This window comes from Phenylobacterium sp. (assembly GCF_044371015.1).
GTDB lineage: Bacteria > Pseudomonadota > Alphaproteobacteria > Caulobacterales > Caulobacteraceae > Phenylobacterium.
On record NZ_JBILUK010000016.1, the window covers coordinates 1 to 20,746 of the forward strand.

General features: G+C 68.0%; 16 protein-coding genes. 6 read left to right on the top strand and 10 right to left on the bottom strand.

Going from position 1 to position 20,746, the window contains the following annotated elements:
• Positions 1 to 136: 136 nt before the first annotated feature.
• The gene (locus tag ACIQ3R_RS02750; RefSeq protein WP_397414810.1) at positions 137 to 958 is read right to left on the bottom strand and encodes an ABC transporter ATP-binding protein; all 822 of its coding nucleotides are present in this window, start codon (positions 956 to 958) and stop codon (positions 137 to 139) included.
• Positions 955 to 2,082, bottom strand: a complete 1,128-nt coding sequence (locus tag ACIQ3R_RS02755; RefSeq protein ID WP_397414858.1) for an MlaE family lipid ABC transporter permease subunit — start codon at positions 2,080 to 2,082, stop codon at positions 955 to 957. Before ACIQ3R_RS02755 ends, ACIQ3R_RS02750 begins: the two co-directional genes overlap by 4 nt.
• Positions 2,083 to 2,128: 46 nt before the next feature.
• Here ACIQ3R_RS02755 and ACIQ3R_RS02760 point away from each other — a divergent pair, with 46 nt between their 5' ends.
• Positions 2,129 to 2,638, top strand: coding sequence for a YdcF family protein (locus ACIQ3R_RS02760; RefSeq protein WP_397414812.1), 510 nt, complete (start codon positions 2,129 to 2,131; stop codon positions 2,636 to 2,638).
• A gap of 3 nt (positions 2,639 to 2,641) precedes the next feature.
• Positions 2,642 to 4,018: a deoxyribodipyrimidine photo-lyase gene (locus tag ACIQ3R_RS02765; RefSeq protein ID WP_397414814.1), complete on the top strand. Its 1,377-nt coding sequence runs from the start codon at positions 2,642 to 2,644 to the stop codon at positions 4,016 to 4,018.
• Here ACIQ3R_RS02765 and ACIQ3R_RS02770 read toward each other — a convergent pair.
• Together ACIQ3R_RS02770 and ACIQ3R_RS02775 are read right to left on the bottom strand one after the other, a co-directional pair.
• On the bottom strand, positions 3,964 to 4,713 hold the full coding sequence (locus ACIQ3R_RS02770) for a 2-phosphosulfolactate phosphatase (RefSeq protein WP_397414816.1): 750 nt from the start codon (positions 4,711 to 4,713) through the stop codon (positions 3,964 to 3,966). The two genes, ACIQ3R_RS02765 and ACIQ3R_RS02770, sit on opposite strands and share 55 nt — an antisense overlap.
• Positions 4,710 to 5,348, bottom strand: coding sequence for a TetR/AcrR family transcriptional regulator (locus tag ACIQ3R_RS02775; RefSeq protein ID WP_397414818.1), 639 nt, complete (start codon positions 5,346 to 5,348; stop codon positions 4,710 to 4,712). Before ACIQ3R_RS02775 ends, ACIQ3R_RS02770 begins: the two co-directional genes overlap by 4 nt.
• A gap of 89 nt (positions 5,349 to 5,437) precedes the next feature.
• On the opposite strand from ACIQ3R_RS02775, the gene ACIQ3R_RS02780 reads away from it, so the two are divergent.
• The 3 genes from ACIQ3R_RS02780 (at position 5,438) to ACIQ3R_RS02790 (ending at position 10,517) form a co-directional block, all read left to right on the top strand.
• Positions 5,438 to 6,499, top strand: coding sequence for an efflux RND transporter periplasmic adaptor subunit (locus tag ACIQ3R_RS02780; RefSeq protein WP_397414820.1), 1,062 nt, complete (start codon positions 5,438 to 5,440; stop codon positions 6,497 to 6,499).
• Complete coding sequence (locus ACIQ3R_RS02785; RefSeq protein WP_397414822.1) at positions 6,496 to 9,540, top strand: efflux RND transporter permease subunit; 3,045 nt, start codon at positions 6,496 to 6,498, stop codon at positions 9,538 to 9,540. The genes ACIQ3R_RS02780 and ACIQ3R_RS02785 overlap by 4 nt, the downstream gene beginning before the upstream one ends.
• A gap of 68 nt (positions 9,541 to 9,608) precedes the next feature.
• Positions 9,609 to 10,517 carry a sulfotransferase domain-containing protein gene (locus ACIQ3R_RS02790; protein ID WP_397414824.1) on the top strand — a complete coding sequence of 303 codons (909 nt, stop codon included), beginning with the start codon at positions 9,609 to 9,611 and terminating at the stop codon, positions 10,515 to 10,517.
• Positions 10,518 to 10,541: 24 nt separating this feature from the next.
• Here ACIQ3R_RS02790 and ACIQ3R_RS02795 read toward each other — a convergent pair whose 3' ends face one another.
• From ACIQ3R_RS02795 to ACIQ3R_RS02810, 4 genes are read right to left on the bottom strand one after another with little or no spacing between them, the layout of a single operon-like run.
• Positions 10,542 to 10,928, bottom strand: coding sequence for an EF-hand domain-containing protein (locus ACIQ3R_RS02795; RefSeq protein ID WP_397414826.1), 387 nt, complete (start codon positions 10,926 to 10,928; stop codon positions 10,542 to 10,544).
• A complete protein-coding gene (purU, locus tag ACIQ3R_RS02800; protein WP_397414828.1) occupies positions 10,928 to 11,770 on the bottom strand; it encodes a formyltetrahydrofolate deformylase in 843 nt (280 codons plus the stop codon). The genes ACIQ3R_RS02795 and purU overlap by 1 nt, the downstream gene beginning before the upstream one ends.
• A 42-nt stretch (positions 11,771 to 11,812) precedes the next feature.
• Positions 11,813 to 13,969, bottom strand: a complete 2,157-nt coding sequence (gene scpA / locus ACIQ3R_RS02805) for a methylmalonyl-CoA mutase (RefSeq protein ID WP_397414830.1) — start codon at positions 13,967 to 13,969, stop codon at positions 11,813 to 11,815.
• Positions 13,966 to 15,360 (bottom strand): methylmalonyl-CoA mutase family protein, encoded by a 1,395-nt coding sequence (locus ACIQ3R_RS02810; RefSeq protein ID WP_397414832.1) that lies wholly within the window; start codon positions 15,358 to 15,360, stop codon positions 13,966 to 13,968. The genes scpA and ACIQ3R_RS02810 overlap by 4 nt, the downstream gene beginning before the upstream one ends.
• A gap of 138 nt (positions 15,361 to 15,498) precedes the next feature.
• Here ACIQ3R_RS02810 and ACIQ3R_RS02815 point away from each other — a divergent pair, with 138 nt between their 5' ends.
• The gene (locus ACIQ3R_RS02815) at positions 15,499 to 16,503 is read left to right on the top strand and encodes an NAD(P)H-dependent flavin oxidoreductase (RefSeq protein ID WP_397414835.1); all 1,005 of its coding nucleotides are present in this window, start codon (positions 15,499 to 15,501) and stop codon (positions 16,501 to 16,503) included.
• Between the two features lie 116 nt (positions 16,504 to 16,619).
• Here ACIQ3R_RS02815 and ACIQ3R_RS02820 read toward each other — a convergent pair whose 3' ends face one another.
• Together ACIQ3R_RS02820 and ACIQ3R_RS02825 are read right to left on the bottom strand one after the other, a co-directional pair.
• On the bottom strand, positions 16,620 to 19,226 hold the full coding sequence (locus ACIQ3R_RS02820) for a M1 family metallopeptidase (protein WP_397414838.1): 2,607 nt from the start codon (positions 19,224 to 19,226) through the stop codon (positions 16,620 to 16,622).
• Between the two features lie 65 nt (positions 19,227 to 19,291).
• Positions 19,292 to 20,746: an MDR family MFS transporter gene (locus ACIQ3R_RS02825; RefSeq protein WP_397414840.1), complete on the bottom strand. Its 1,455-nt coding sequence runs from the start codon at positions 20,744 to 20,746 to the stop codon at positions 19,292 to 19,294.

Consider the following 20,746-nt stretch of genomic DNA (forward strand, 5'->3'; position numbering starts at 1 on the left):
CCCTGGAACTTGATGTCGTAGATCTCGTAGTCGTTGGCGAAGCTGAGCCGGGCCAACCAAACGACGAACACCATCAACGCCACCGAGAGAATCAGGGTGGCGAGGCCGACGAGGGCGTAGTTGGCGTCCTTCTCCATCAGTACTCCACGGTCTGCCGCGCCTTGCGCGCCGCCCGCCCCCGCACGCCCAGGAAGTACTCCCGGATCCAGGGATGATCCGAGTGTTCCAGTTCGCCGACCGGCGCAGTGGCCACGACCTTCCGATCCGCCAGCACGGCCACACGGTCGGTGATCTCGTAGAGAGAGTCGAGATCGTGGGTGATCATGAACACCGTCAGCCCCAGACAATCGGTAAGGTCGCGGATGAGAGTGTCGAAGCCTGCTGCGCCGATGGGATCCAGGCCCGAGGTGGGTTCGTCGAGGAACAGGAGCTCGGGGTCCAGCGCCAGGGCGCGCGCAAGGCCGGCGCGCTTGCGCATGCCGCCGGACAGTTCCGAGGGCTTGAGCGCGCCGGCGTCGGGCCTGAGACCGACCATGGCGATCTTGAGGTCGGCCAACTCCGCAGCTTCGGCCCGCGTCATCTTGGTATGTTCGAACATCGGGGCGGTGACGTTCTCACGCACTGTCAGGTTGGAGAACAGCGCGCCGTGCTGAAAGAGCACGCCCCACGAACGCTCAAGTTCGCTCCAGCTGCGCCGAGAGGCCCGCTGCAGTTCGTGACCCAGAACCGAGATTGTTCCGGCCTGCGGAGTTCGGAGGCCAATGATCGAATTCAGGAGAACGGACTTGCCCGATCCGGAACCGCCGACGACGCCCATCACTTCGCCGCGCCGGACCATCAGGTCGAGATTGTCGTGAACGACGTGGTCGCCGAAGGCCGTGCGGAGACCGCGCACTTCGATGGCGGCCACATCGCTCAGTGGGCGGTCAAATTCGCCGGGCGGCACAGGATCGCTCATAGATCGAGCTGCATGTAGATCAGCGCGAACACCGCATCGAGCATGATGATCGCAAAAATGGAGTGGACCACCGCGGTGGTCACCCGTTTGCCGAGAGACTGGACGTCGCCGCCGGTCAGCAGACCCTGGCGGCAGCCGACCCCGGCGACCACTGCGGCCATGACCGGCGCCTTGGAGAGCGCGATGTAGAAGTGGGTGGGCCCCACATTGTCGACCAGCCGCTGCAGGAAAAACGCCGGCCCCAGACCAAGCGTGGTCCAGGTGATCATCAGGCCCCCGGCCAACCCGGCCAGGGTGGCGACGAAGGTCAGCAGCGGGATGGTGATGAGCAGGGCGGCGAAGCGGGGCAGGACCAGGGCCTCGAACGGATCGACACCCATGACCCGCATCGCGTCGATCTCCTGGGTCATCTTCATGGAGCCGAGTTCGGCGGCGAAAGCCGACGCCGAGCGCCCGGCCAGCAGCACAGCGGTGATGACGATGTTGAACTCTCGCAACATGGCGATGCCGATGAGTTCGACGGCGAAGACTTCCGCGCCGAACTGCTGAAGCATATTGACGCCGATCGCGGCCACGACGGCGCCGATGAAGAAGGTCGTGAGGGCGACGATCGGGATCGCGTCGAGACCGGCGCGCTCCATCTGGCCGAAGATGACCGCCCATCGGATACGGTGCGGTGCGGTGAAGAGGAGGGCCACGGTTCGCGCGCTCGAAACCAGCAGGTTGCCGAGGAAGGCCATGGTGTCGAGGAACTCTTCAGCCAGGTCGCCAACGCCCTTGCCGATACGGATCAGCATCGCGAGGAAGCCGCGCGCCGTGCGACGCGGCTTGGCCTTCGCGGCCATCGCGGTTTCGACCAGTTCCAGCAGGCGCGCGGTGGCGGGGCGGGCGTGCAGCCGGGTCGGATCGATCCGTCCGCCGAGTGCACGCAAGATGGCGTGCGCGCCCGCGGTGTCGATGCGCCCGACGGCGTTGAGATCGATGTCGGCGTCGGTCCGGCCCTGGGTCGCCGACGCCAGGCGCACGCCGGCGCCAACCGCATCTTCCGAGGTCCAGTCGCCGCGCAGGGTCAGCCGGGGTCGATCCGGTCCATCCGTGACGTCGAACTCTGCCGGCGCGCTCATAGACCACTTGTCAGGGCCGATGTGGGCGCTGTCTAGAGGCTGCAGCATGGACAATCCGCCTCTGATCGTGATCTTCGGCGCCGCGCTCACCGCCGACGGGCGCGCATCGCCCGCCCTGGTGAGGCGGATCGGCTACGGTCGGCGCGCGGCCGAGGCTTGGCCGGAGGCGCTAGTGCTGAGCAGCGGGGGCGTGGGTCGGTTCGGGCCCTCCGAGGCCTCGGTGATGATCGCGGACCTGATCGCGGGCGGTTTGCCGCGGGAGCGGCTCGCCGCGGATCACGTCAGTCTCGACACGCTCCAGACCGTACTCGTCGCCGTGAGAATGGCGCGGGATGAGGGTCATCCCTTCGTCGTGGCCTGCAGCGACGGCTATCATCTGCCCCGCATCCGCCTGATGCTGGCGATCCTGGGCGTGCGCAGTGTGGCCGGGCCCCAGGGGGGGGCACGCGGCCCTTGGCCACACCGGCTCCGGATGGCGGCGCGGGAGGTCGCGGCCTTACCCTATGATGCGGCCATCGTGATCTGGCGGCGGCTTACAGCTGCGGCTAGACGCTGACGCGTGATCCAGACCGCCCGCCTAAGAAACCTGACCGACGCGCCTGTACGCTCCGAGGGACGCTACGTCCTCTACTGGATGCAGGCGGCCCAGCGGGCGCATGGCAATGCGGCGCTGGAGTACGCCATCGCGCAGGCCAACGAGCTCGATCTTCCGGTGCTTGTCGCCTTCGGGCTGACGGGGTTTCCGGAGGCCAATGCGCGGCACTACGATTTCATGCTGCGGGGGCTGGCGGAGGCGAAGCGGCTGCTGACCCGACGGGGCATAGCCTTCGTCCTGAAGAAACAGCCACCCGAGGCGCTGATCCGGACCCTGGCGGCCGATGCGGCGCTGGTGGTCTGTGATCGGGGCTATCTGAAGGTCCAGCGCACCTGGCGGGCGAAGCTGGCGGATGGGCTGGACCGGCGGCTGGTGCAGGTGGAGGGCGAGGTGGTCGTGCCCATCGATGTGGCGTCGGCCAAGCACGAATACGCCGCCCGCACGATCCGGCCGCGCATCCACCGGGTGTGGGATGAATATCTGCGGCCGCCCGAAGAGGTCGCAGTGCGCCGCCCGGCGACTGAGTTGGCGTTCGAGAGCGACTTCGACCTCGATCGGCCTGAGGCCATCGTGGCGGGACTGAAGGTCGACCAAGCGGTGGGCGCCGTGAAGCGGTTTCCGGCCGGAGAGACGGCGGCCCGGGCGCAGCTGGAGCGGTTCCTCCGCCAACACCTGGCGCGCTACGGCGACGAACGGGGGAAGCCTGAAGCCGGGGTCGCCTCGCTGATGAGTCCCTACCTGCACTTCGGACAGATCGGGCCGCTGGAGGTCGCATTGGCGGTGCGGGACTCAGGTGTCTCCGAGGGCGTGGCGACCTATCTGGAGGAGTTGATCGTCCGGCGGGAGCTGGCGATCAACCACGTGTTCCACGCCACCAACTATGACAGCTATGAAGTCTTGCCGGACTGGGCGCGACGGACCCTTGCGGACCACGCGGGCGACGAGCGGCCCTATCTCTACAGCCGGGCGCAGTTTGAAGCCGGAGCGACCCACGATCCCTACTGGAACGCGGCGATGCTGGAGATGCGCGCAACCGGTTACATGCACAATCACATGCGGATGTACTGGGGGAAGAAGATCCTGCAGTGGTCGACTGGGCCGGAAGAGGCGTTTGAGACCGCGCTGGGCCTGAACAACCGCTGGTTTCTCGACGGACGCGACCCCAACTCGTTCACCAATGTCGGCTGGCTGTTCGGCCTCCACGACCGGCCCTGGGGGCCCCAGCCGGTGTTCGGGACGGTGCGCTCGATGGGCGCCAACACCTTCAAGAAGTTCGATGCGCCCGCCTATGTGCGCGAGGTGGAGCGGCTGGCGGCGGCGGAGGGCGACCAGACGCGGTAGAGGCCGTCGAGCAGGCGAGGGACGATATCGCTGGCGTCGAGTTCAAGGGCGATCTCGACGTCGTCGCCATAGTTACGGTCGATCAGCTCGCGTCCTGAGAGGCAATCCCGGATCGTTTCAGCCAAGTGCGGCCGAGTGGACCGGAAGGCGTCGGCGGCGAGTCGGGCTTCGGCGCTGAGATCAATTCCGGCGGGCAGGGCGGAGAGAATGGCGCCAGCGCCCAACAGATCCTCAATGGCGGGCCGCAGCGAGCCGTCGGGCCAGCGTTCCCCCGCGGCGATCACAGCAATATCGCGGCCGTCAGCGATCTGCGCGGCGGCGCGGGCCACGGCGCCGGCGTTGCGCAATGCGCCGCAGAGGGTGGGCGTGCCGCCGGTGGCCAGCGACAGGCGCGAGCCGTTTGGCGACGGCAGGAGAACGCGTGCGCCGGGGTTCAGTTTCGCCAGACTGGCGGGCGACAGACTAAGCTGGCCGCCGGCCGCCTTTCGAGGATAGGCCGCGACGGCGCCGATGCGGGCGGCTTCAAACTCAGCGGCGGCCAGATCGCCATAGGGGAACGGCGCGATCTCGGCGCCGCGCGCCACCGCGACTCCGACGGCCGTAGAGAAAGAGAGGACGTCCACGATCACGATGACACCGGCGCGGGGCGACAGGGCCTCCACCCCTTGGAGACCCCATTCAAAGCGGGCGATCATGGCGCCTTGGGCCGCATGGCGGCGTAGACCAGCAGGTCGAGGTGTCCACGGATCAGGGTCTCGCGTTCGACCCACGGAAACTCCGGTCGGGCGATCAGAAGGGAGACCAGACCGTGCATGCCGGCCCAGAGGGATTGGGCCAACTGTTCCGGGTCAATTGATCGGGTAAGGCCCTGGGCGTGCATGGCGGCCACGCTGGCGCGCAGGACGCCGAAGGCCGCGTGAGCTCCCGGCGAGACTTCCAGATTGCCGCCTGATGTCGGCCGCCCGATGGGGTCCTCGATCATGAAGGCGACGCGGTAGGCGTCCGGGTTCTCGAGCCCGAAGTCGACATAGATCCGCAGTCCTGCGGCCAGGGAGTCGCGCGTCATGAGATCGCCCACGCCGGCGACGAGCCGGCGATGCAGGTCTTTGAAGGCGCGTTCGTGCAGTTCCTCGACCATGGCGTGCTTGGACGGGAAGTAGGCGTAGAGCGTGGGCTGGGAAATGCCGACGGCGGCGGCGATCTGGCGGGTCGAGACGCCATAGAGGCCGTACTGCGCAAAGAGCCGCAGCGCGGCGACGAGAATCTCCTCGCGTCGTTCCTGGCCCAGGCCCTTGCGCTTGCGGGGCGATCTGGCGGCGGTGTCGGCCATGACGCTTCCTTTCACCGGTCGGCGCTCTTGACAACGCAGCCGATCACCGATCACTGATAGTCTATCATTGAGCGGTGATGAAGGCGGTAATGCGTATCCGGGGCTTGATCGGAACCATGGCGGCTCTGGCGCTTACCGGATGCGGTACGGCCGATGCGCCCAAGGCCGCGGCGACGCCGCCTGCGCCTGTTGAGGCCGTTCAGGTCGGCGCCGCCGGCGGGGCGGAAACCCTGACCTTCACCGGCCGGATCGAACGGCGACGCGAGATAGATCTGTCGTTCCGAGTGCCCGGCGTCATGACGCGCCTGGACGTTGAGGCCGGCGACCGGGTGCGGGCCGGCCAGGTTGTGGCCAGGCTCGACCCCACCGGCGTGGCGGCGGCGGAGCAGCGCGCACGGGCTGATCTGGAGCGGGTGGAGCGCGACATGGCCCGCGCCAGGACCCTGTTCGACCAGGGCTTTGTCAGTAAGCAGCGCCTGGACGACAGCGCCAGCGCCTTGAAGTCGGCCCAGGCGGCGGTGTCGGCGGCTGCGTTTGATCGACGCTGGGCCAGCCTGGTTTCGCCGGTGGAGGGCGTGGTGCTGACCCGAACGGCGCAGGCCGGCGAGGTCGTGCAGCCAGGTCAGACGGTGATCACGGTGGCTGACGAGCGGAGCGGGCTGGTCCTGCGGGCCAATGCGCCGGATCGCCAGGCGGGTCGCGTCAAGGTGGGCGATACGGTGCGCGTCGACCTGGGGGGCGGGGCCGCGGCCGTCTCGGGACAGGTCGTGCGCGTGGGCCGGAGCGCGAGCGCCCTGACCGCCGGGGTTGAGATCGAGGTGGCCCTGCCGCCGAACGCGCAGGCGTTGAGCGGCCAAGTGGCGAGCGCCAGTCTCGCCGTCGCGACCGAGGTCGGCGCACAGGCGGCGCGCATCCCGGCCGAGGCGATCCTGGAGGCCAAGGATCGCGGGGCCAGCGTGCTGGTCGTGGACGCCCAGGGCAAGGCCCGGCGGCGGGCGGTGACATTCGAGGGCTTTGAAGGCGACTTCGCGCGGGTCTCCGGACTGCCGCCGGGCGCCAAGGTGATCACCGCCGGGGCGGGTTTCGTCAGTGACGGCCAGGCGGTGCTGGTGGTCGATCCTGCAAAGCTGCCGGCCATGGCCGCCCGGTGAGGCTCGATATCGCCGACTTCGCGGTTCGTCGCTGGCAGTTCACGCTGGTCGCGTTCGGTTTGCTGACCCTGCTGGGTCTGAACGCGCTGATGACCACGCCGCGGTCCGAGGATCCGCACTTCCCGATACCCGTGGTGTCGGTGCGGGCGGTGATGCCGGGCGCCGAGCCGGCTGAGATCGAACAGCTTATCGTCGATCCGATCGAAGACGTGCTGGCCGGCCTCGACGACGTGGATGATATCGCCTCGACCAGCCTGGACGGCGCGGGTTCGGTGAATGTCGAGTTCGACTGGAGCGTGAATCCGGAGCGGAAGTACGATGAGGTCGTGCGCGAGGTGAATGCGCTGCGGCCCTCACTGCCTGCGGGACTGGTGGAACTGGAAGTCCGCCGGGCGCGGACCACCGAAGTGGCGATCGTGCAGGTGGCGCTGGTCAGCGAGACCCTGCCGATGCGCCGGTTGGAGAAGGCGGCGGATCAGCTTCGCGAGCGGCTGGACCGAGCGCCAGGCGTTCGGCGGGCGGAGATCTGGGGCGCCCCGCCTTCGGAAGTCCGCGTGTCCCTGGACACCGCGCGGCTGGCCGAACTGCGGCTGCCGGCGACGGCGGTGGCCGACGCGTTGCGCGCGGCCGGCGCGGAGGCCCCGATCGGCGCGGTGCATGCCGGCGAGCGGCGGTTCAACGTCAAGACCGGGGGCGCTTTCCGCGACCTGGAGGCCGTGGCCGCCGCGCCGGTGCGCGAGGCGGGCGGCCAGGTGGTGCGCGTGCGTGACGTAGCGACCGTCGGCTGGGCGCAGCAGGAGGCAAACCACCTGACGCGCTTTCAGGGCAAGCGCGCGGTCTTCGTGACCGTGGCGCAGAAGGACGGCGTCGATGTGCGCCGCGTGACCGAGGGCGTCGAGGCGGAGCTGGCGGCGTTCGAGAAGACCCTGCCCGGCGGGGTGAAGCTGGAACGCGCCTTCATCCAGGCGGATAACGTGAACAAGCGGCTCCGCTCGCTCTATCGGGATTTCGCGATCGCACTGGGGCTGGTGATCATCACGCTGCTGCCGCTGGGTCTGCGGGCCAGCGGGGTGGTGATGGTGTCGATCCCGCTGTCGCTGCTGATCGGGCTGGCGATGCTGCAGATGCTGGGGTTCACGGTGAACCAGCTCTCGATCGCCGGCTTCGTGCTGTCGCTGGGCCTGCTGGTCGACGACAGCATCGTGGTGACCGAGAACATCGCCCGCCACCTGCGGATGGGCATGGACCGTACAGAGGCGGCGATCACCGCAACCCGGCAGATCGCGCTGGCGGTGATCGGGTGCACCGCGACCCTGATGCTGGCGTTCCTGCCGCTGCTGGCGCTGCCGGGCGGTGCGGGGGCCTACATCCGTTCGTTGCCGATGACGGTGCTGTGCACGGTGGGCGCGTCGCTGCTGGTCTCGCTGACCATCATCCCGTTCCTGGCCAGCCGGTTTCTGTCACGTCACGAGGACCCGGAGGGAAACCGTGTCCTGCAGTGGGTGAACGGCGGCATCCATCGGCTCTACACCCCGGTGCTCCATCGGGCGCTGGCGCGCCCGTGGGTGACGCTGGCGGTGCTGGGGGTGATATGCCTGAGCACGCTCCCGATGCTGCGAGCCATCGGGTCGAGCCTGTTCCCGCCGGCCGAGACCCCGCAGTTCCTGGTGCGGATCGAGACTCCAGACGGAACGTCGCTGCGGCGAACCGACGAAGTCCTGCGGTTCGTCGAGGCGCGGCTGGCGCGCGAGCCCAAGGTGGTCTGGGCGGCGGCCAATCTGGGGCGGGGCAATCCGCAGATCTTCTACAACCAGAACCAGCGCCAGACCCAGACGAGCTATGCCGAGGTGTTCGCGTCGATGAAGGCCTGGGAGCCGGGAGAGAGCCTCAAGCTGCTCGATCGATTGCGCGCCGACTTCGACCGCTATCCCGGCGCTCGGATCAGCGTGATCACCTTCGAGAACGGCCCGCCTGTCGACAGTCCGATCGCGGTGCGGATTCGTGGCGAGAACCTGGAGGTGCTCAAGGCGCTGGCGGCGCGGGCCGAGCTGGTCCTGAAGGCGACGCCGGGCGCGCGCGACGTGAACAACCCCCTGCGGCTCGATCGCACGGACCTTGAGCTGGGATTGGACGAAGCTAAGGCGGCGGCCCTGGGCGTGCCGGCTGGGGCGGCGCGGCGGGCGGCCCGCCTGGCGCTCTCGGGCGAGGAGACGGCGCGGTTCCGCGATCCCGACGGCGACGATTACGCGGTGCGCGTGCGGCTGCCCATGGGGGAGCGCAACGAGCTGGATGCACTCAAGCGCATCTATCTCCCGACCGAGGGCGGCGCTGCGACCCAACTGGCTTCGGTGGCGGAACCCACCTTCACCACCAGTCCGGCTCGGATCAACCGGTTTGACCGGATGCGCACGGTGACCGTGACCAGCGAGGTGGCGACCGGCTATCTGGCCAGCGGCGTGACCGAGGATCTGGCCGCGCGACTGGAGCGGGACCTGCCGCTGCCGCCCGGTTATGTGCTGGAGTATGGCGGTCAGGCCGAAGCGCAGGCGGAGAGTTTCTCCGGCCTGGGAGCCGCGATCCTGATCGCGATCTTCGGCATCCTGGCGGTGCTGGTGCTGGAGTTCGGCAAGTTCCGCACCGCCATCGTGGTCGCCGGCGTGATACCGCTGGGGCTGTTCGGGGCGGTGGCGGCGCTTTGGCTTACCGGCAATTCGCTCTCGTTCACCGCCACCATCGGCCTGATCGCCTTGATCGGAATCGAGATCAAGAATTCGATCCTGCTGGTTGATTTTACGGAACAATTACGGCGTCAGGGCGTGGCGACGCGGGAGGCTATCGAGCAGGCGGGCGAGGTGCGTTTCCTGCCGGTGCTGCTGACCTCTGTGACGGCGATCCTGGGACTGCTCCCGCTGGCGCTTGAACAGTCCGGCCTCTACTCGCCCCTGGCGATCGCCATCATGGGCGGGTTGGTGACCTCGACACTCCTCAGCCGTGTGGCGACGCCGGTGACCTACTGGTTGCTGTGCCGGGATGAGCGGTAGGGGGCAATCGTCGGCGCATTGCGAACCCTGCCGATCCCGTTCAGGTTATCCTGAGGGGATTCCAGAACATGACCACGCCTGCCGCGACGCGTCCCACCAGTCTGCCCGCCATGGGGGCGGCGATGGGGAAGATGTTTGATCGGGAGAAGGTGGCCCGGTCCATCGCCGCCTACCGTCCGCGGCCTACCGACGTGATCATCTCGCCGTTCGGGAAATGCGGGACCACCTGGCTGCAGCAGATCTTCCATACGCTGCGCACCGGCGGCGACATGGACTTTGATGACATTTCCCGGGTCGTGCCTTGGATCGAGACGGCGGATCTGCTGGGTCTCGACATCGAAGCTTCACAGCGCGCCGAGCCGCGCGGGTTCAAGAGCCATCTGGCGTTCGATGACATCCCCCCGGGCGCCAAGGGCATCGTTTCGTTTCGCGACCCGCGGGATGCGTTCGTATCGCTCTACCGCTTTTTCGAAGGCTGGTTCTTCGAGCCTGGAACGATCTCGATTCGCGAGTTCGCCGCCACTTGGGTCGGTGGCCCGGATGATGGGGGCAACGGCTATTGGCGGCATTTGTTGAGCTGGTGGGCGCAGCGGGACAATCCGAACGTCCTGATCCTGTCTTACGCCGCGATGAATGATGATCCTGAAGGGCATGTCCGGAAGGTGGCGGACTTCTGCGGGCTGCCGCTGGATGAGGCCCTTTTGGTCAAGACGCTGGAGCATTCGTCGCTGCCCTTCATGCTGGCGCACAAGGACCGGTTCGATGACGCCATGATGCGTCGGGTCTCAGAGGACGTCGCCGGGCTGCCGCCGGGCGGGGATTCCTCCAAGGTCCGCAAGGGCGGCACCGGTCAGCACGCGTACGAGCTGACGCCAGACCTGATCGCCGCCATCGACGCCAAGTGGACGCGGCTGGTCACACCCGTGACCGGGTTCGCGGACTTCGCGGCGATGGATGCGGCGGTGCGGGCCCTTTAGACAAAATGCGCCCATGGCGCAGGGCTACCGCTGGCGGGGCGCGGACTTGATTTCGGCCTGGGAGAGAAAACCGTCGCGGTCCGCGTCGATCTCCTTGAAGCGGACTTCGGCGCGAACCGCGAACTCGTTCGACGACAGAGCGCCGTCGCCGTCGGCGTCGGTGATCTTGTAGATCCGGTCAACCACACCCTTCGCTCCGGGCAGGCGCGTGACGCCCGGCAGCTCTGCCTTGATGACCCGACCGTCGCCGTTCTTGTCGAATTTCATGGAGCCCGAGACCAGTTCCGCCCGAAACTCGGCGCGGGAAACACGCCCGTCCTTGTCGCGGTCCATGCTCGAGAGATTGGCCGGCTGGGCTACGGCGGGGCTGGCGAGCGCCAACATGGCGGCGATGATGATGTGGCCACGCATCAGTCGGTGAACACCACAGTCTTGCGTCCGTTCAGGATCACACGGTCCTCCAGATGCCAGCGTACGGCGCGGGCCAGTACGCGACGCTCTATATCACGACCTTTGCGGATCAGCGCGGCCGGGGTGTCGCGATGACTTATCCGCTCGACGTCCTGCTCAATGATCGGGCCTTCATCCAGGTCTCCGGTCACATAGTGGGCGGTGGCGCCGATCACCTTCACGCCGCGCGCATGGGCCTGATGATAGGGTCGCGCGCCCTTGAAGCCCGGCAAGAACGAGTGGTGGATGTTGATGCAGCGCCCTTCCAGGCGTTGGGCCAGGTCGGGGGAGAGCACCTGCATGTAGCGGGCGAGGACGACCAGTTCGGTTTCGGTGGAATCAATCAGCCCGTTGAGGCGGGCTTCCTGGGCGGGCTTGGTCTCGGGCGTGACCGGCAGGTGGTGGAAAGCGACGCCCTGCAGGTCGACATGCGGGTAGGTCGAGGCCGGGTGGTTTGAGACCACGGCGGTGATGTCCATCGGCAACTCGCCCTGGCGCCAGCGCCAGATGAGATCGGTGAGGCAGTGGTCCTGCTGGGAAGCCAGGATCATGACGCGGCGACGATCCTGCCGGCCGCGCAGGCGCAGGATCATTTCGAGGTCCGCGGCGAGGGGCGCAAACGCCGCACGCCAACCGGCGACGTCGATGTCGCCGGGATCGAACACGACCCGCATGAAGAAACGCTTGGTCTCCTGGTCGTTGTATTGCTGGGCGTCGAGGATGTTGGCCCCGCGCTCGAACAGCAGCGCCGAGACGCGCGCCACGATGCCGGGCCGGTCAGGACAGGAGAGGGTGAGGATCATTTGGTTGTCGCCATGCCCGCCCGGGGGTGGGTGGGTCAACCTCTAACCCGCCGTCTCCTGCGCGTAGCCCAGCTCCTCGTTCAGCCGCTCCAGCACCTTGATCGCGGCTTCCGGGATGACGGTGCCGGGCGGGAAGATGGCGGCGACGCCCATGTCTTCGAGGGTTTTGAAGTCTTCCGGCGGGATGACGCCACCGACGAAGACTAGGATGTCGGGACGGCCGAGCTTCTTCAGTTCCGACTGGAGCTCGGGCACCAGTGTGAGGTGCCCGGCGGCCAGCGAGCTTGCGCCCACCGCATGGACGCCCGCTTGCACCGCTTCAGCGGCGGCTTCGGCGGGGGTCTGGAAGAGATCGCCGATCTCGACGTCGAAACCGAGGTCCGCGAACCCGGAGGCGACCACCTTCTGGCCCCGGTCGTGGCCGTCCTGGCCCATCTTGGCGACCATCAGGCGGGGCTTTCGGCCGTCGGCTTGGGCGAAGGCGTCGGCCATGGCGCGGGCCCGGTCGGCGGCGGGCGTGGCGCCGGCTTCGCGCAGATAGACGCCCCTGACCGCATCGGCCTTGGCCTTGTGACGGCCGAACACCTTTTCCAGCGCAAAGCTGATCTCTCCGACGGTCGCCCGGGCGCGCGCGGCGTTGACAGAGAGTTCGAGCAGATTGGCGTTTCCGGCCGCGCCGGCGGTCAGCGCATCCAGCGCGGCGGCGACGGCTTCGGGATCGCGCTCGGCCTTCAGGCGCTTGAGTTTGTCGAGCTGGGCGGCGCGGACGGCGGAGTTGTCGACCTTGAGCACCGGAATCTCGTCGGGGACGTCGGGTTTGTAGCGGTTGACGCCGACCACGCTCTGTTTACCGCTGTCGATCCGGGCCTGGGTGCGGGCTGAGGCCTCCTCGATGCGGCGTTTGGGCAGGCCCTCCTCGATGGCCCTGGCCATGCCGCCCAACGCCTCGACCTCGGAGATGTGGGCGAGCGCGCGTTCGGCGAGATCCCGGGTCAGGCGCTCGACATAGAAGCCGCCGCCCCACGGATCGATCACCCGGGTCTGGCCGCTCTCCATCTGGAAGAAGAGCTGGGTGTTGCGGCTGATCCGGGCGGAGAAGTCGGTCGGGAGCGCCAGGGCCTCGTCGAGTGAATTGGTGTGCAGGCTCTGCGTCTGGCCGCCGATGGCGCCCATGGCCTCGATGGCGGTGCGGGGCACATTGTTGAAAACGTCCTGGGCCGCCAGGCTCCAGCCCGAGGTCTGGGTGTGGGCGCGCAAGGAGAGTGAGCGGGCGTCCTTGGGGTCGAACTCAGCCTTCATCAGCTTGGCCCAGAGGAGACGGCTGGCGCGCTGCTTGGCCACTTCCATGAAGACGTTCATTCCGGCGTTCCAGAAGAACGAAAGGCGGGGCGCGAACTGGTCGACGCTCATGCCGGCGGCGACGCCCGCGCGGACATACTCGATGCCGTCGGCCAGGGTGTAGGCCAGCTCCAGGTCGAGCGTCGCGCCCGCTTCCTGCATGTGGTAGCCGCTGATCGAGATCGAGTTGAAGCGCGGCATCTCCTTGGACGTGTAGGCGAAGATGTCGGAGACGATCCGCATCGAGGGGCCGGGCGGATAGATGTAGGTGTTCCGGGTCAGGAACTCCTTCAGGATGTCGTTCTGGATGGTGCCCGCGAGCTTGTCGTGCGGCACGCCCTGTTCTTCCGCCGCCACGATGTAGAGCGCCAGGATCGGCAGCACCGCGCCGTTCATGGTCATCGACACGGTCATCTTGTCGAGCGGGATGCCGTCGAAGAGCGTGCGCATGTCGAGGATGCTGTCGATGGCGACACCCGCCATGCCGACATCGCCGGCCACGCGCGGGTGGTCGGAATCGTAGCCACGGTGGGTGGCCAGATCGAACGCAATGGAGAGCCCCATCTGCCCGGCGGCGAGATTGCGTCGGTAGAAGGCGTTGGAGTCCTCGGCCGTGGAGAAGCCCGCATACTGGCGGATGGTCCACGGATTGGTGGCGTACATGGTCGGATAGGGGCCGCGGACGAACGGCGCCAGGCCCGGCCAGCCGCCGAGCTCGGCCACGCCGGCGGCGTCTTGGGCGCTGTAGGCGGGTTTGACCGCGATACCCTCTGGCGTCAGCCAGGGTTCGCCGGTCGGCGGCGGGCTGGACGGCGCAGGGCCGTCAAAGGGCAGGGTGGCGAAATCAGGCAGGCCAGTCATGTGCGGGCCTCGAAGGGTTCGGAGAGGCGGACCGGGTTCAGCGGCGGGCAGCGGGAGTCCGGGCCGGGGAGGCGGGCGGTTTCGGGGTCGAGGGCGGCCGGCGCGACAGGCTCGATTTCGACCGGCTCGTCCTTGGCGGGCGGGAACACCGTGACGCCGAGGATCCGTGGCTCTCCTCGGGCGTCGACGGCGGCTGCGATCTCGCGTGAGACCAGGCCGGTTTCAAGCGCCGCGACCACGCCGCCCATCCCCTCGATGACCTGGAGCCGGTCCCAGGCGGCGCGGGCGATCTGGTCTGTGAGCGCCTCGATAAAGCCCGAACCCGCGCCGGGATCGACCACCCGGCCGACGCCGGCCTCCTCCATGAGGACGAGCTGGGCGTTGCGGCTTTGGCGCCGCGCGAAGGCCGTGGGCAGGCCGAGCGCGTCCGTAAAGGCGCCCAGGACGACGGCGTCGGCGCCACCGGCGGCGGCCGCGAAGCCGGCCGCGGTCAAGCGGATCATGTTGGTCCATGGGTCCTGGGCCGTGAGCATTCGGCGCGACGATCGCGCTTCAATGCGGGCCAGGGGCGCGGCGCCAGAGGCCGTGGCGATGCGGGCGAACACCGCGCGGGCGGCGCGGAGCTTGGCCAGGGTCACGTAGGTGTCGGCGTCGGCTGAGAGGCCGAGTGTGATGCGGGCGAAGGCGTCGACGGCGGGCAGTCCGGCGCGGATCAGAGCGCGGGCGTAGGCGATCGCGGATACCGCAGCGAACGCCACTTCCAGCGCTTCGCCGCCGCCGGCCTCATGAACCACGCGGCCCGAGGCCAGGAACAGCTGCGCCTGGGGATAGGTCTGGGCATGGCGGGCCGCGACGGTGGCGGCGCTGATCAGATGGGCCTCGATGGGGCCAGGGCTGACGCCGGCCCCGGCCAGCGCGCCCAGGGGGTCGAGGTTGAGGTTGAGGCGCGCGGCCGGCGAGGCCTTGGCGACGGCGTGCAGGGCGTCGGCCGCCTTGGGCCCGTGGAAGCCCGCCTCGAGACCCACCGGCGCCAGTTCGACGATCACGTCCGTGAGCGCGCGGTCGAGCGCATCGAGGCTGGCGTGGCCGCTGATGATCACCGAGGCCGCGCCGCCGGTGAGGTCGGCCAGGAGCTCGGCATTGGCCCGCGCCGGGTCAGGATGGGCCGAGAGCGCGCGCAGATCCCAGGGGCGGTCGGTGTCGAAGGGCCGCGTCGGGAAGCTCGCCGGCCGGTCGGCCGCCGCATAGAGCGGCGCAATGGGCAGGCCCTCGACGGTGACCCGTTCAAGGCTCTCAAAGGGCTTATCGCCCAGCGTCTTGGCGACCAGGGCGCGCCAGGCGGCTTCGCCGGCGGGCGGGAAACCGGGGTCGATCAGGGTGGTGTCGGCCATGGCCGGAATTGCGCGCGCGGGCCGCTCAGCGTCAAGGTCACGCTAGGGGAAGACGCGACGACGGTAGACTTGCCTGACTCCGTTCTTGATCGTACGTTGTAAATCGAAAACATCAATCGCTTTGAGGGACTCTGACCCATGGCTCTGCCGCCTGTTCTGCGTGATCGTCTGCGTCTGCCGCTGATCGGCAGCCCGTTGTTCATCATCTCGGTGCCCGAGCTGGTGATCGCCCAGTGCAAGGCCGGCATCGTCGGCAGTTTCCCGGCGCTGAACGCACGGCCGGCCTCGATGCTGGACGAATGGCTGCACCAGATCACCGAGGAACTGGCCGCTTGGGACCGGGATCACCCCGACACGCCGTCCGCGCCCTATGCGGTAAACCACATCGTGCACAAGACCAACGACCGGCTGATGCATGACGTGGAGGCCTCGACCAAGTGGAAGGCGCCGATCGTCATCACCTCGCTGGGCGCGCGGGAGGACGTGAACGCTGCGGTCCATTCCTATGGCGGCGTGGTGCTGCACGACGTGATCACCGACCGCTTCGCGCGCAAGGCCATCGAGAAGGGCGCCGACGGCCTGATCCCGGTGGCGGCCGGCGCGGGCGGACACGCCGGCACCCAGTCGCCGTTCTCGCTGGTCCACAGCCTACGGGAATGGTTCGACGGCCCTATCGCGCTGTCGGGCGCCATCGCTAACGGTCATGCGATCCTTGGCGCCCAGGCCATGGGCGCTGACCTCGGTTATGCCGGGTCGGTGTTCATCGCGACGCAGGAGGCTGCTGCGGCGCAGGGCTACAAGGATATGATCGTCGCCTCGACCGGCGAAGACATCGTTTACACAAACCTGTTCACCGGCGTGCACGGCAACTACCTGGCGCCCTCGGTGATCGCGGCCGGTCTGGATCCTGAGAACCTGCCCAAGTCCGACCCTTCGGCGATGAACTTCGGCTCGGGCGGCAATCAGAAGTCCAAGGCCTGGCGCGACATCTGGGGCTGCGGCCAGGGGATCGGCGCGGTGAAGGACATCCCGACCGTCGCTGAACTGGTTGGCCGCCTGTCATCGGAGTACGAACAGGCCAAGGTTGAACTGGCGATGAAGACGTCCTTCACCGCAGGCCGTGTGCTGCAGGCGGCCGAATAGGCCTCGGAGCCTGTCCGGATCAGATGGAAACATCTGATCCGGAGGAACAGGCTCGATTTGCTTGAGTCAGGGCGTGACGGGCGCCTGAACCCGATTCCACTTCAGGCTGTCACGCCCTAGCCGCCGTTCGCCGCCAGCCACCGCTCCATCTCGGGCACGCGATCCTGGATCAGGCCCAGCCGGAAACGGATCGCGGCCGCCGCCTTTTCAACCTCGCCACGCGACGAGGCCGGGATGGTTGGCGCGTAGGCCGCCAGCTTGTCGAGCGTCGCCGGATCGCGGGAGAGGGTGGCGATCTGGGGGAAAAACGACGCGCGCTGCGTCGGCTCCAGCAGGGCCTCCACCTTGGCGCGGTTGGCGATGGCGAAATCATAGGCCATCTCGGGGAACGAGGCGGCCACGGCCGCGATGATGGCGGGAGCCTCGGTCGGACTGGGCTCGCCGCTCAGAGCCAGCTTCAGGGTTCGTTCGGCCAGGACCGGGTCCGAGCTGGCGCCTAGATAGCCATACAGCCGGGCGCGGTCGGTGATGTCCTTCGACCCCTTGGCGAGTTGGTGGATCGCTTCCCAGGTTTTCTCGTCGGCCGTCGACGCCACGATGGACAGGACTGTGCGGCGCCCGGCCCCCCGAAGGCTGGTCGGATCGGCCAGATACCGCTCGAACCGCCGGCGGGCCTCGGCGATGGTGGCGGCGTCGCCCAGGTCGCCCAGGGTGGTGAGCACCGAGCGACGAAGGATGGCGTCATTGTCAGGCTCGCCCGGCTTGGCGTCCCAACCCAGACGTCCGGCGATGGGGGCGGTTCGGGCGACGGCGAAGGCGCGGTATGGGGTGCGTCCAGCGCGACCCTCGAACAGCCAGTCCAGCGCGGCCAGCTGGTCTGAGAGGGTCCGCAGCACAACCGGATCGCCGGTCGCGGGGGCGTTTCTGGCCAACGCCAGGAAGTCGCTCATGGGCGCGACGCCGATCTCGCCCAGGGCGCGGCTGTCATAGAGCAGACCCAGCTGGTCGGCGGGCTGCAATCCTGCGAACTCCGGCGCCAGCCTGGCCCACAGTTCGGCGGAATAGGCCGTCCGGAAGTAGCCGGTCTGACCGGCGTTGACGACGACCGGGCCCGCAATCGGCGCGGTGACCGGCGCGGCGGCGCTGACCAGGCCTCGCCATTGGCCGTTGGGCCCGGCCACATTGACCGGCGTGCGCCAGGTGCGCGGCGTGCGCTGGCTGGGCTCGGCGCCGAACCGCTCCTGAGTCATGAGGATTCCGCCGGTCGTGGACTGCACCCGGATCATCGGCACACCGGCCTGCAGGGTGAAGTCGTGGGCCGTGCCGGTGATCTTGCGCGACGAGGCTTTGTCGAGTTCGACCCACAGATCGTCGGAGACCGTGTTTCCGTAGGCGTGTTTCCGGATGTAGCTGCGCACCCCGGCGCGGAAGGCGTCTTCGCCGACATAGGCTTCCAACATGCGGATGACCGCCTGGCCCTTCTGGTAGGTGATGGCGTCGAACGCGGTGGCGGCGGCGAAGACATCCGGGATGTCGGTGATGACCGGATGTGTTCCGGCGCGGCTGTCTAGCCGCATCGCGCCTTGCTGGCCGGCCTGGGTGGAGAGCCAGATGTTCCACTCGGGGTGGAAATGATCGGTGGCCTTGTTCTCCATCCACGAGGCGAAGCCCTCGTTCAGCCAGAGATCGTCCCACCATTCCATGGTGACCAGATTGCCGAACCACTGATGGGCGATCTCGTGGGCGATGATCGTGAAGACGTTCTGCTTGTCAGTCTCGCTGGAGAGTTTGGGGTCCAGCAGCAGGACGTAGTCGAAGTAGAAGATCGCGCCCCAGTTCTCCATGGCCGCGAAGAACTGGCTCTGGCCGGGCCCGGCGATCATATCCAGCTTGGGCAGGGGATAGGGCGTGTCGAAGTAGTCGTTGAAATAGGCCAGCAGCTTGACGGCGGACTCCAGCGCGTAGCGCGCCTTCTCGGCGTCGCCCTTGCGGACCACGACGCCGACGTCGGTCTGGCCGACCCTCTGATGGATGCGCTCGAACTCGCCGAGCGCGAAGAACAGCAGGTAGGAGCTCATCTTCGGGCTGTCCTGGAAGCGCACGGCGCGCTTTCCGGGACCCTCCGCCACATCACTGGCGACCGGCATGTTGGAGACCGGCATCTGGCCTTCGGGGCTCACCACCGACAAGGCAAACACCGATTTGATCCCCGGCTCGTCCCACATCGGCGCAAAGCGGCGGCCGTCGGAGTTCTGGAACTGGGTGAAGAGCGCGCGCTTGGGGGCGCCGTCCGAGCCTTCATAGTCCAGAGCGAACAGGCCCGAGGCCTGCTGGTAGATCTTGCCGGCATAGTCGATCGAGAGCGTGTATCGGCCCGGCTCAAGGCGTTTGGGGAACACGAACGCGACGGTTTCCTGCCGGGTGTCCTGTTCGATCCGCGGCGCGGCGGCCTGGCCGCTAAGGCTGACCTTGCCGAAGGTCAGGTCGGCGGCGTTGAGCACGATCCGGTCTGTGGCGCGGACCACGGTGACCGCGATGTCCGCACGGCCCGCGAAGCGGAGATTGGCCGCGTCCGGGGTGATCCTGATGTCGTAGCGATCCGGGCGCACATCGGTGGGCAGCACGATACGCTGCGCCTTGACTGAGGGCGTCGGAGCCGGCGTGGCGATCGCCGGGGATCCGAACGAAAGTACGAACGCGGCCAGCACGGCAAGGAACTTCATGCTCAGAAACCCTGAGTTCGGGGGTCGAAACTAGCGTCCACCATAGAGGGGCCGCAGGTCAGCGCCTAGCGCGCGCCGCGGCTGTTCATCTCATCGCCGGCGTCCGGCGCGAGGCGGACAAACCAGGCCATGGAGATCATGGTCAGGAGGCCCAGGATGATGAAGGCCGGGGCGACAGTCTCGACCGTCAGTTGCGTCTCGCCATGCAGGCGCATGAGCCAGGCCAGCAGGCTGGCCGAGAGGCCGACGCCGATCGACTGGACCAGCTGCTGCATCATGGAGGAAGTGGTGGTGGCGCGGCTCATTTCGGCCTCGTCGATCTCAGCATAGGCCATGCCGTTGAGCGCCGTGAACTGGAGTGAGCGGAAGAAGCCGCCGACGCCCAGCACCACCATGATCGCCCAGTGCGGCCAGTCGGGGGTGAACAGAGCATAGGCCATGAAGCTCAGCCCCACGATCACAGCGTTGACCAGCAACACCGAACGGAAGCCGAAGCGGCGGAGGATCGGCGGGGCTGTGGTCTTCATCAGCAGCGCGCCGGCGGCGGAGATGAAGGTGGTCATGCCGGCGGCGAAGGCCGACATGCCGAACGCCACCTGCAGCAGCATGGCCAGCAGAAACGGGTTGGCGCCCATGGCGATGCGCATGAAGGCGCCGCCGACCACCGACGCCTGGAAGGTCGGTTTGCGGAAGACGTTCAGGTCGATCACCGCATGCGGGGTTGCGCGCGCGTGGCGGGCGTAGAGCAACAGGCTGGCCGCGCCCGCGCCGAACAGGCCGGCCACCAGCCAGGGCGACAGCGTCTCGCGCCCCAGGGTCTCGAAACCGAAGATCAGCGCCGCAAGGCCCAGGCCGGACAGCAGGATGCCGGGGATATCCACCCGCTGGCGGCCCTCCGCTTTCACGTCCGGCACGAAGCGCCAGGCCAGGACCAGACCGATCACGGCGATCGGCAGGTTCATGAAGAAGATCCAGCGCCAGTCGGCGAAGGTGACTATCGCGCCCCCCAGCGGCGGTCCCAGCACCGGCCCCAGCAGCGCCGGCATGGTGAGCACCGAGAAGGCGCCGACCAGTTCGGACTTGGGCGTGCTACGCAACAGCACCAGCCGTCCCACGGGCATCAGCGTGGCGCCGGCCATGCCCTGGATGAACCGGAAGGCGATCAGCTGCCAGAGGTCCTGCGCCAGGCCGCAAGCGGCGGAACCGGCGGCATAGAGCACGATGGAGGCCAGGAACACGCGCCGCGCGCCGAACCGGTCTGCGATCCAGCCCGACAGCGGCAGGAAGATCGCCATCGAGAGCATGTAGACCGTGATCGCCACGTTGAGACGCAGCGGCTCGACATTGAAGGCGTCCGCCATGGCCGGCAGGGCGTTGGTGATCACTGTGGCGTTGAGCGTCTGCATCAACAGAGCCGAGCCGATGATGGCCGGCACCAGCCAGCCCCGACGGAGCGCGGACGCGCGGTCGGGTGCGCCGGAAGCCGGCCGCGTCTCGTCCGGTAGCTCGGTCTCACTCAT

Coding starts and splice junctions, on each gene's coding strand:
- ACIQ3R_RS02750 (WP_397414810.1), bottom strand. CDS start 958: ATGAGCGATCCTGTGCCGCCCGGCGAATTTGACCGCCCACTGAGCGAT.
- ACIQ3R_RS02755 (WP_397414858.1), bottom strand. CDS start 2,082: ATGAGCGCGCCGGCAGAGTTCGACGTCACGGATGGACCGGATCGACCC.
- ACIQ3R_RS02760 (WP_397414812.1), top strand. CDS start 2,129: ATGGACAATCCGCCTCTGATCGTGATCTTCGGCGCCGCGCTCACCGCC.
- ACIQ3R_RS02770 (WP_397414816.1), bottom strand. CDS start 4,713: ATGATCGCCCGCTTTGAATGGGGTCTCCAAGGGGTGGAGGCCCTGTCG.
- ACIQ3R_RS02775 (WP_397414818.1), bottom strand. CDS start 5,348: ATGGCCGACACCGCCGCCAGATCGCCCCGCAAGCGCAAGGGCCTGGGC.
- ACIQ3R_RS02780 (WP_397414820.1), top strand. CDS start 5,438: ATGCGTATCCGGGGCTTGATCGGAACCATGGCGGCTCTGGCGCTTACC.
- ACIQ3R_RS02790 (WP_397414824.1), top strand. CDS start 9,609: ATGACCACGCCTGCCGCGACGCGTCCCACCAGTCTGCCCGCCATGGGG.
- ACIQ3R_RS02795 (WP_397414826.1), bottom strand. CDS start 10,928: ATGCGTGGCCACATCATCATCGCCGCCATGTTGGCGCTCGCCAGCCCC.
- purU (WP_397414828.1), bottom strand. CDS start 11,770: ATGATCCTCACCCTCTCCTGTCCTGACCGGCCCGGCATCGTGGCGCGC.
- scpA (WP_397414830.1), bottom strand. CDS start 13,969: ATGACTGGCCTGCCTGATTTCGCCACCCTGCCCTTTGACGGCCCTGCG.
- ACIQ3R_RS02810 (WP_397414832.1), bottom strand. CDS start 15,360: ATGGCCGACACCACCCTGATCGACCCCGGTTTCCCGCCCGCCGGCGAA.
- ACIQ3R_RS02815 (WP_397414835.1), top strand. CDS start 15,499: ATGGCTCTGCCGCCTGTTCTGCGTGATCGTCTGCGTCTGCCGCTGATC.
- ACIQ3R_RS02820 (WP_397414838.1), bottom strand. CDS start 19,226: ATGAAGTTCCTTGCCGTGCTGGCCGCGTTCGTACTTTCGTTCGGATCC.
- ACIQ3R_RS02825 (WP_397414840.1), bottom strand. CDS start 20,746: ATGAGTGAGACCGAGCTACCGGACGAGACGCGGCCGGCTTCCGGCGCA.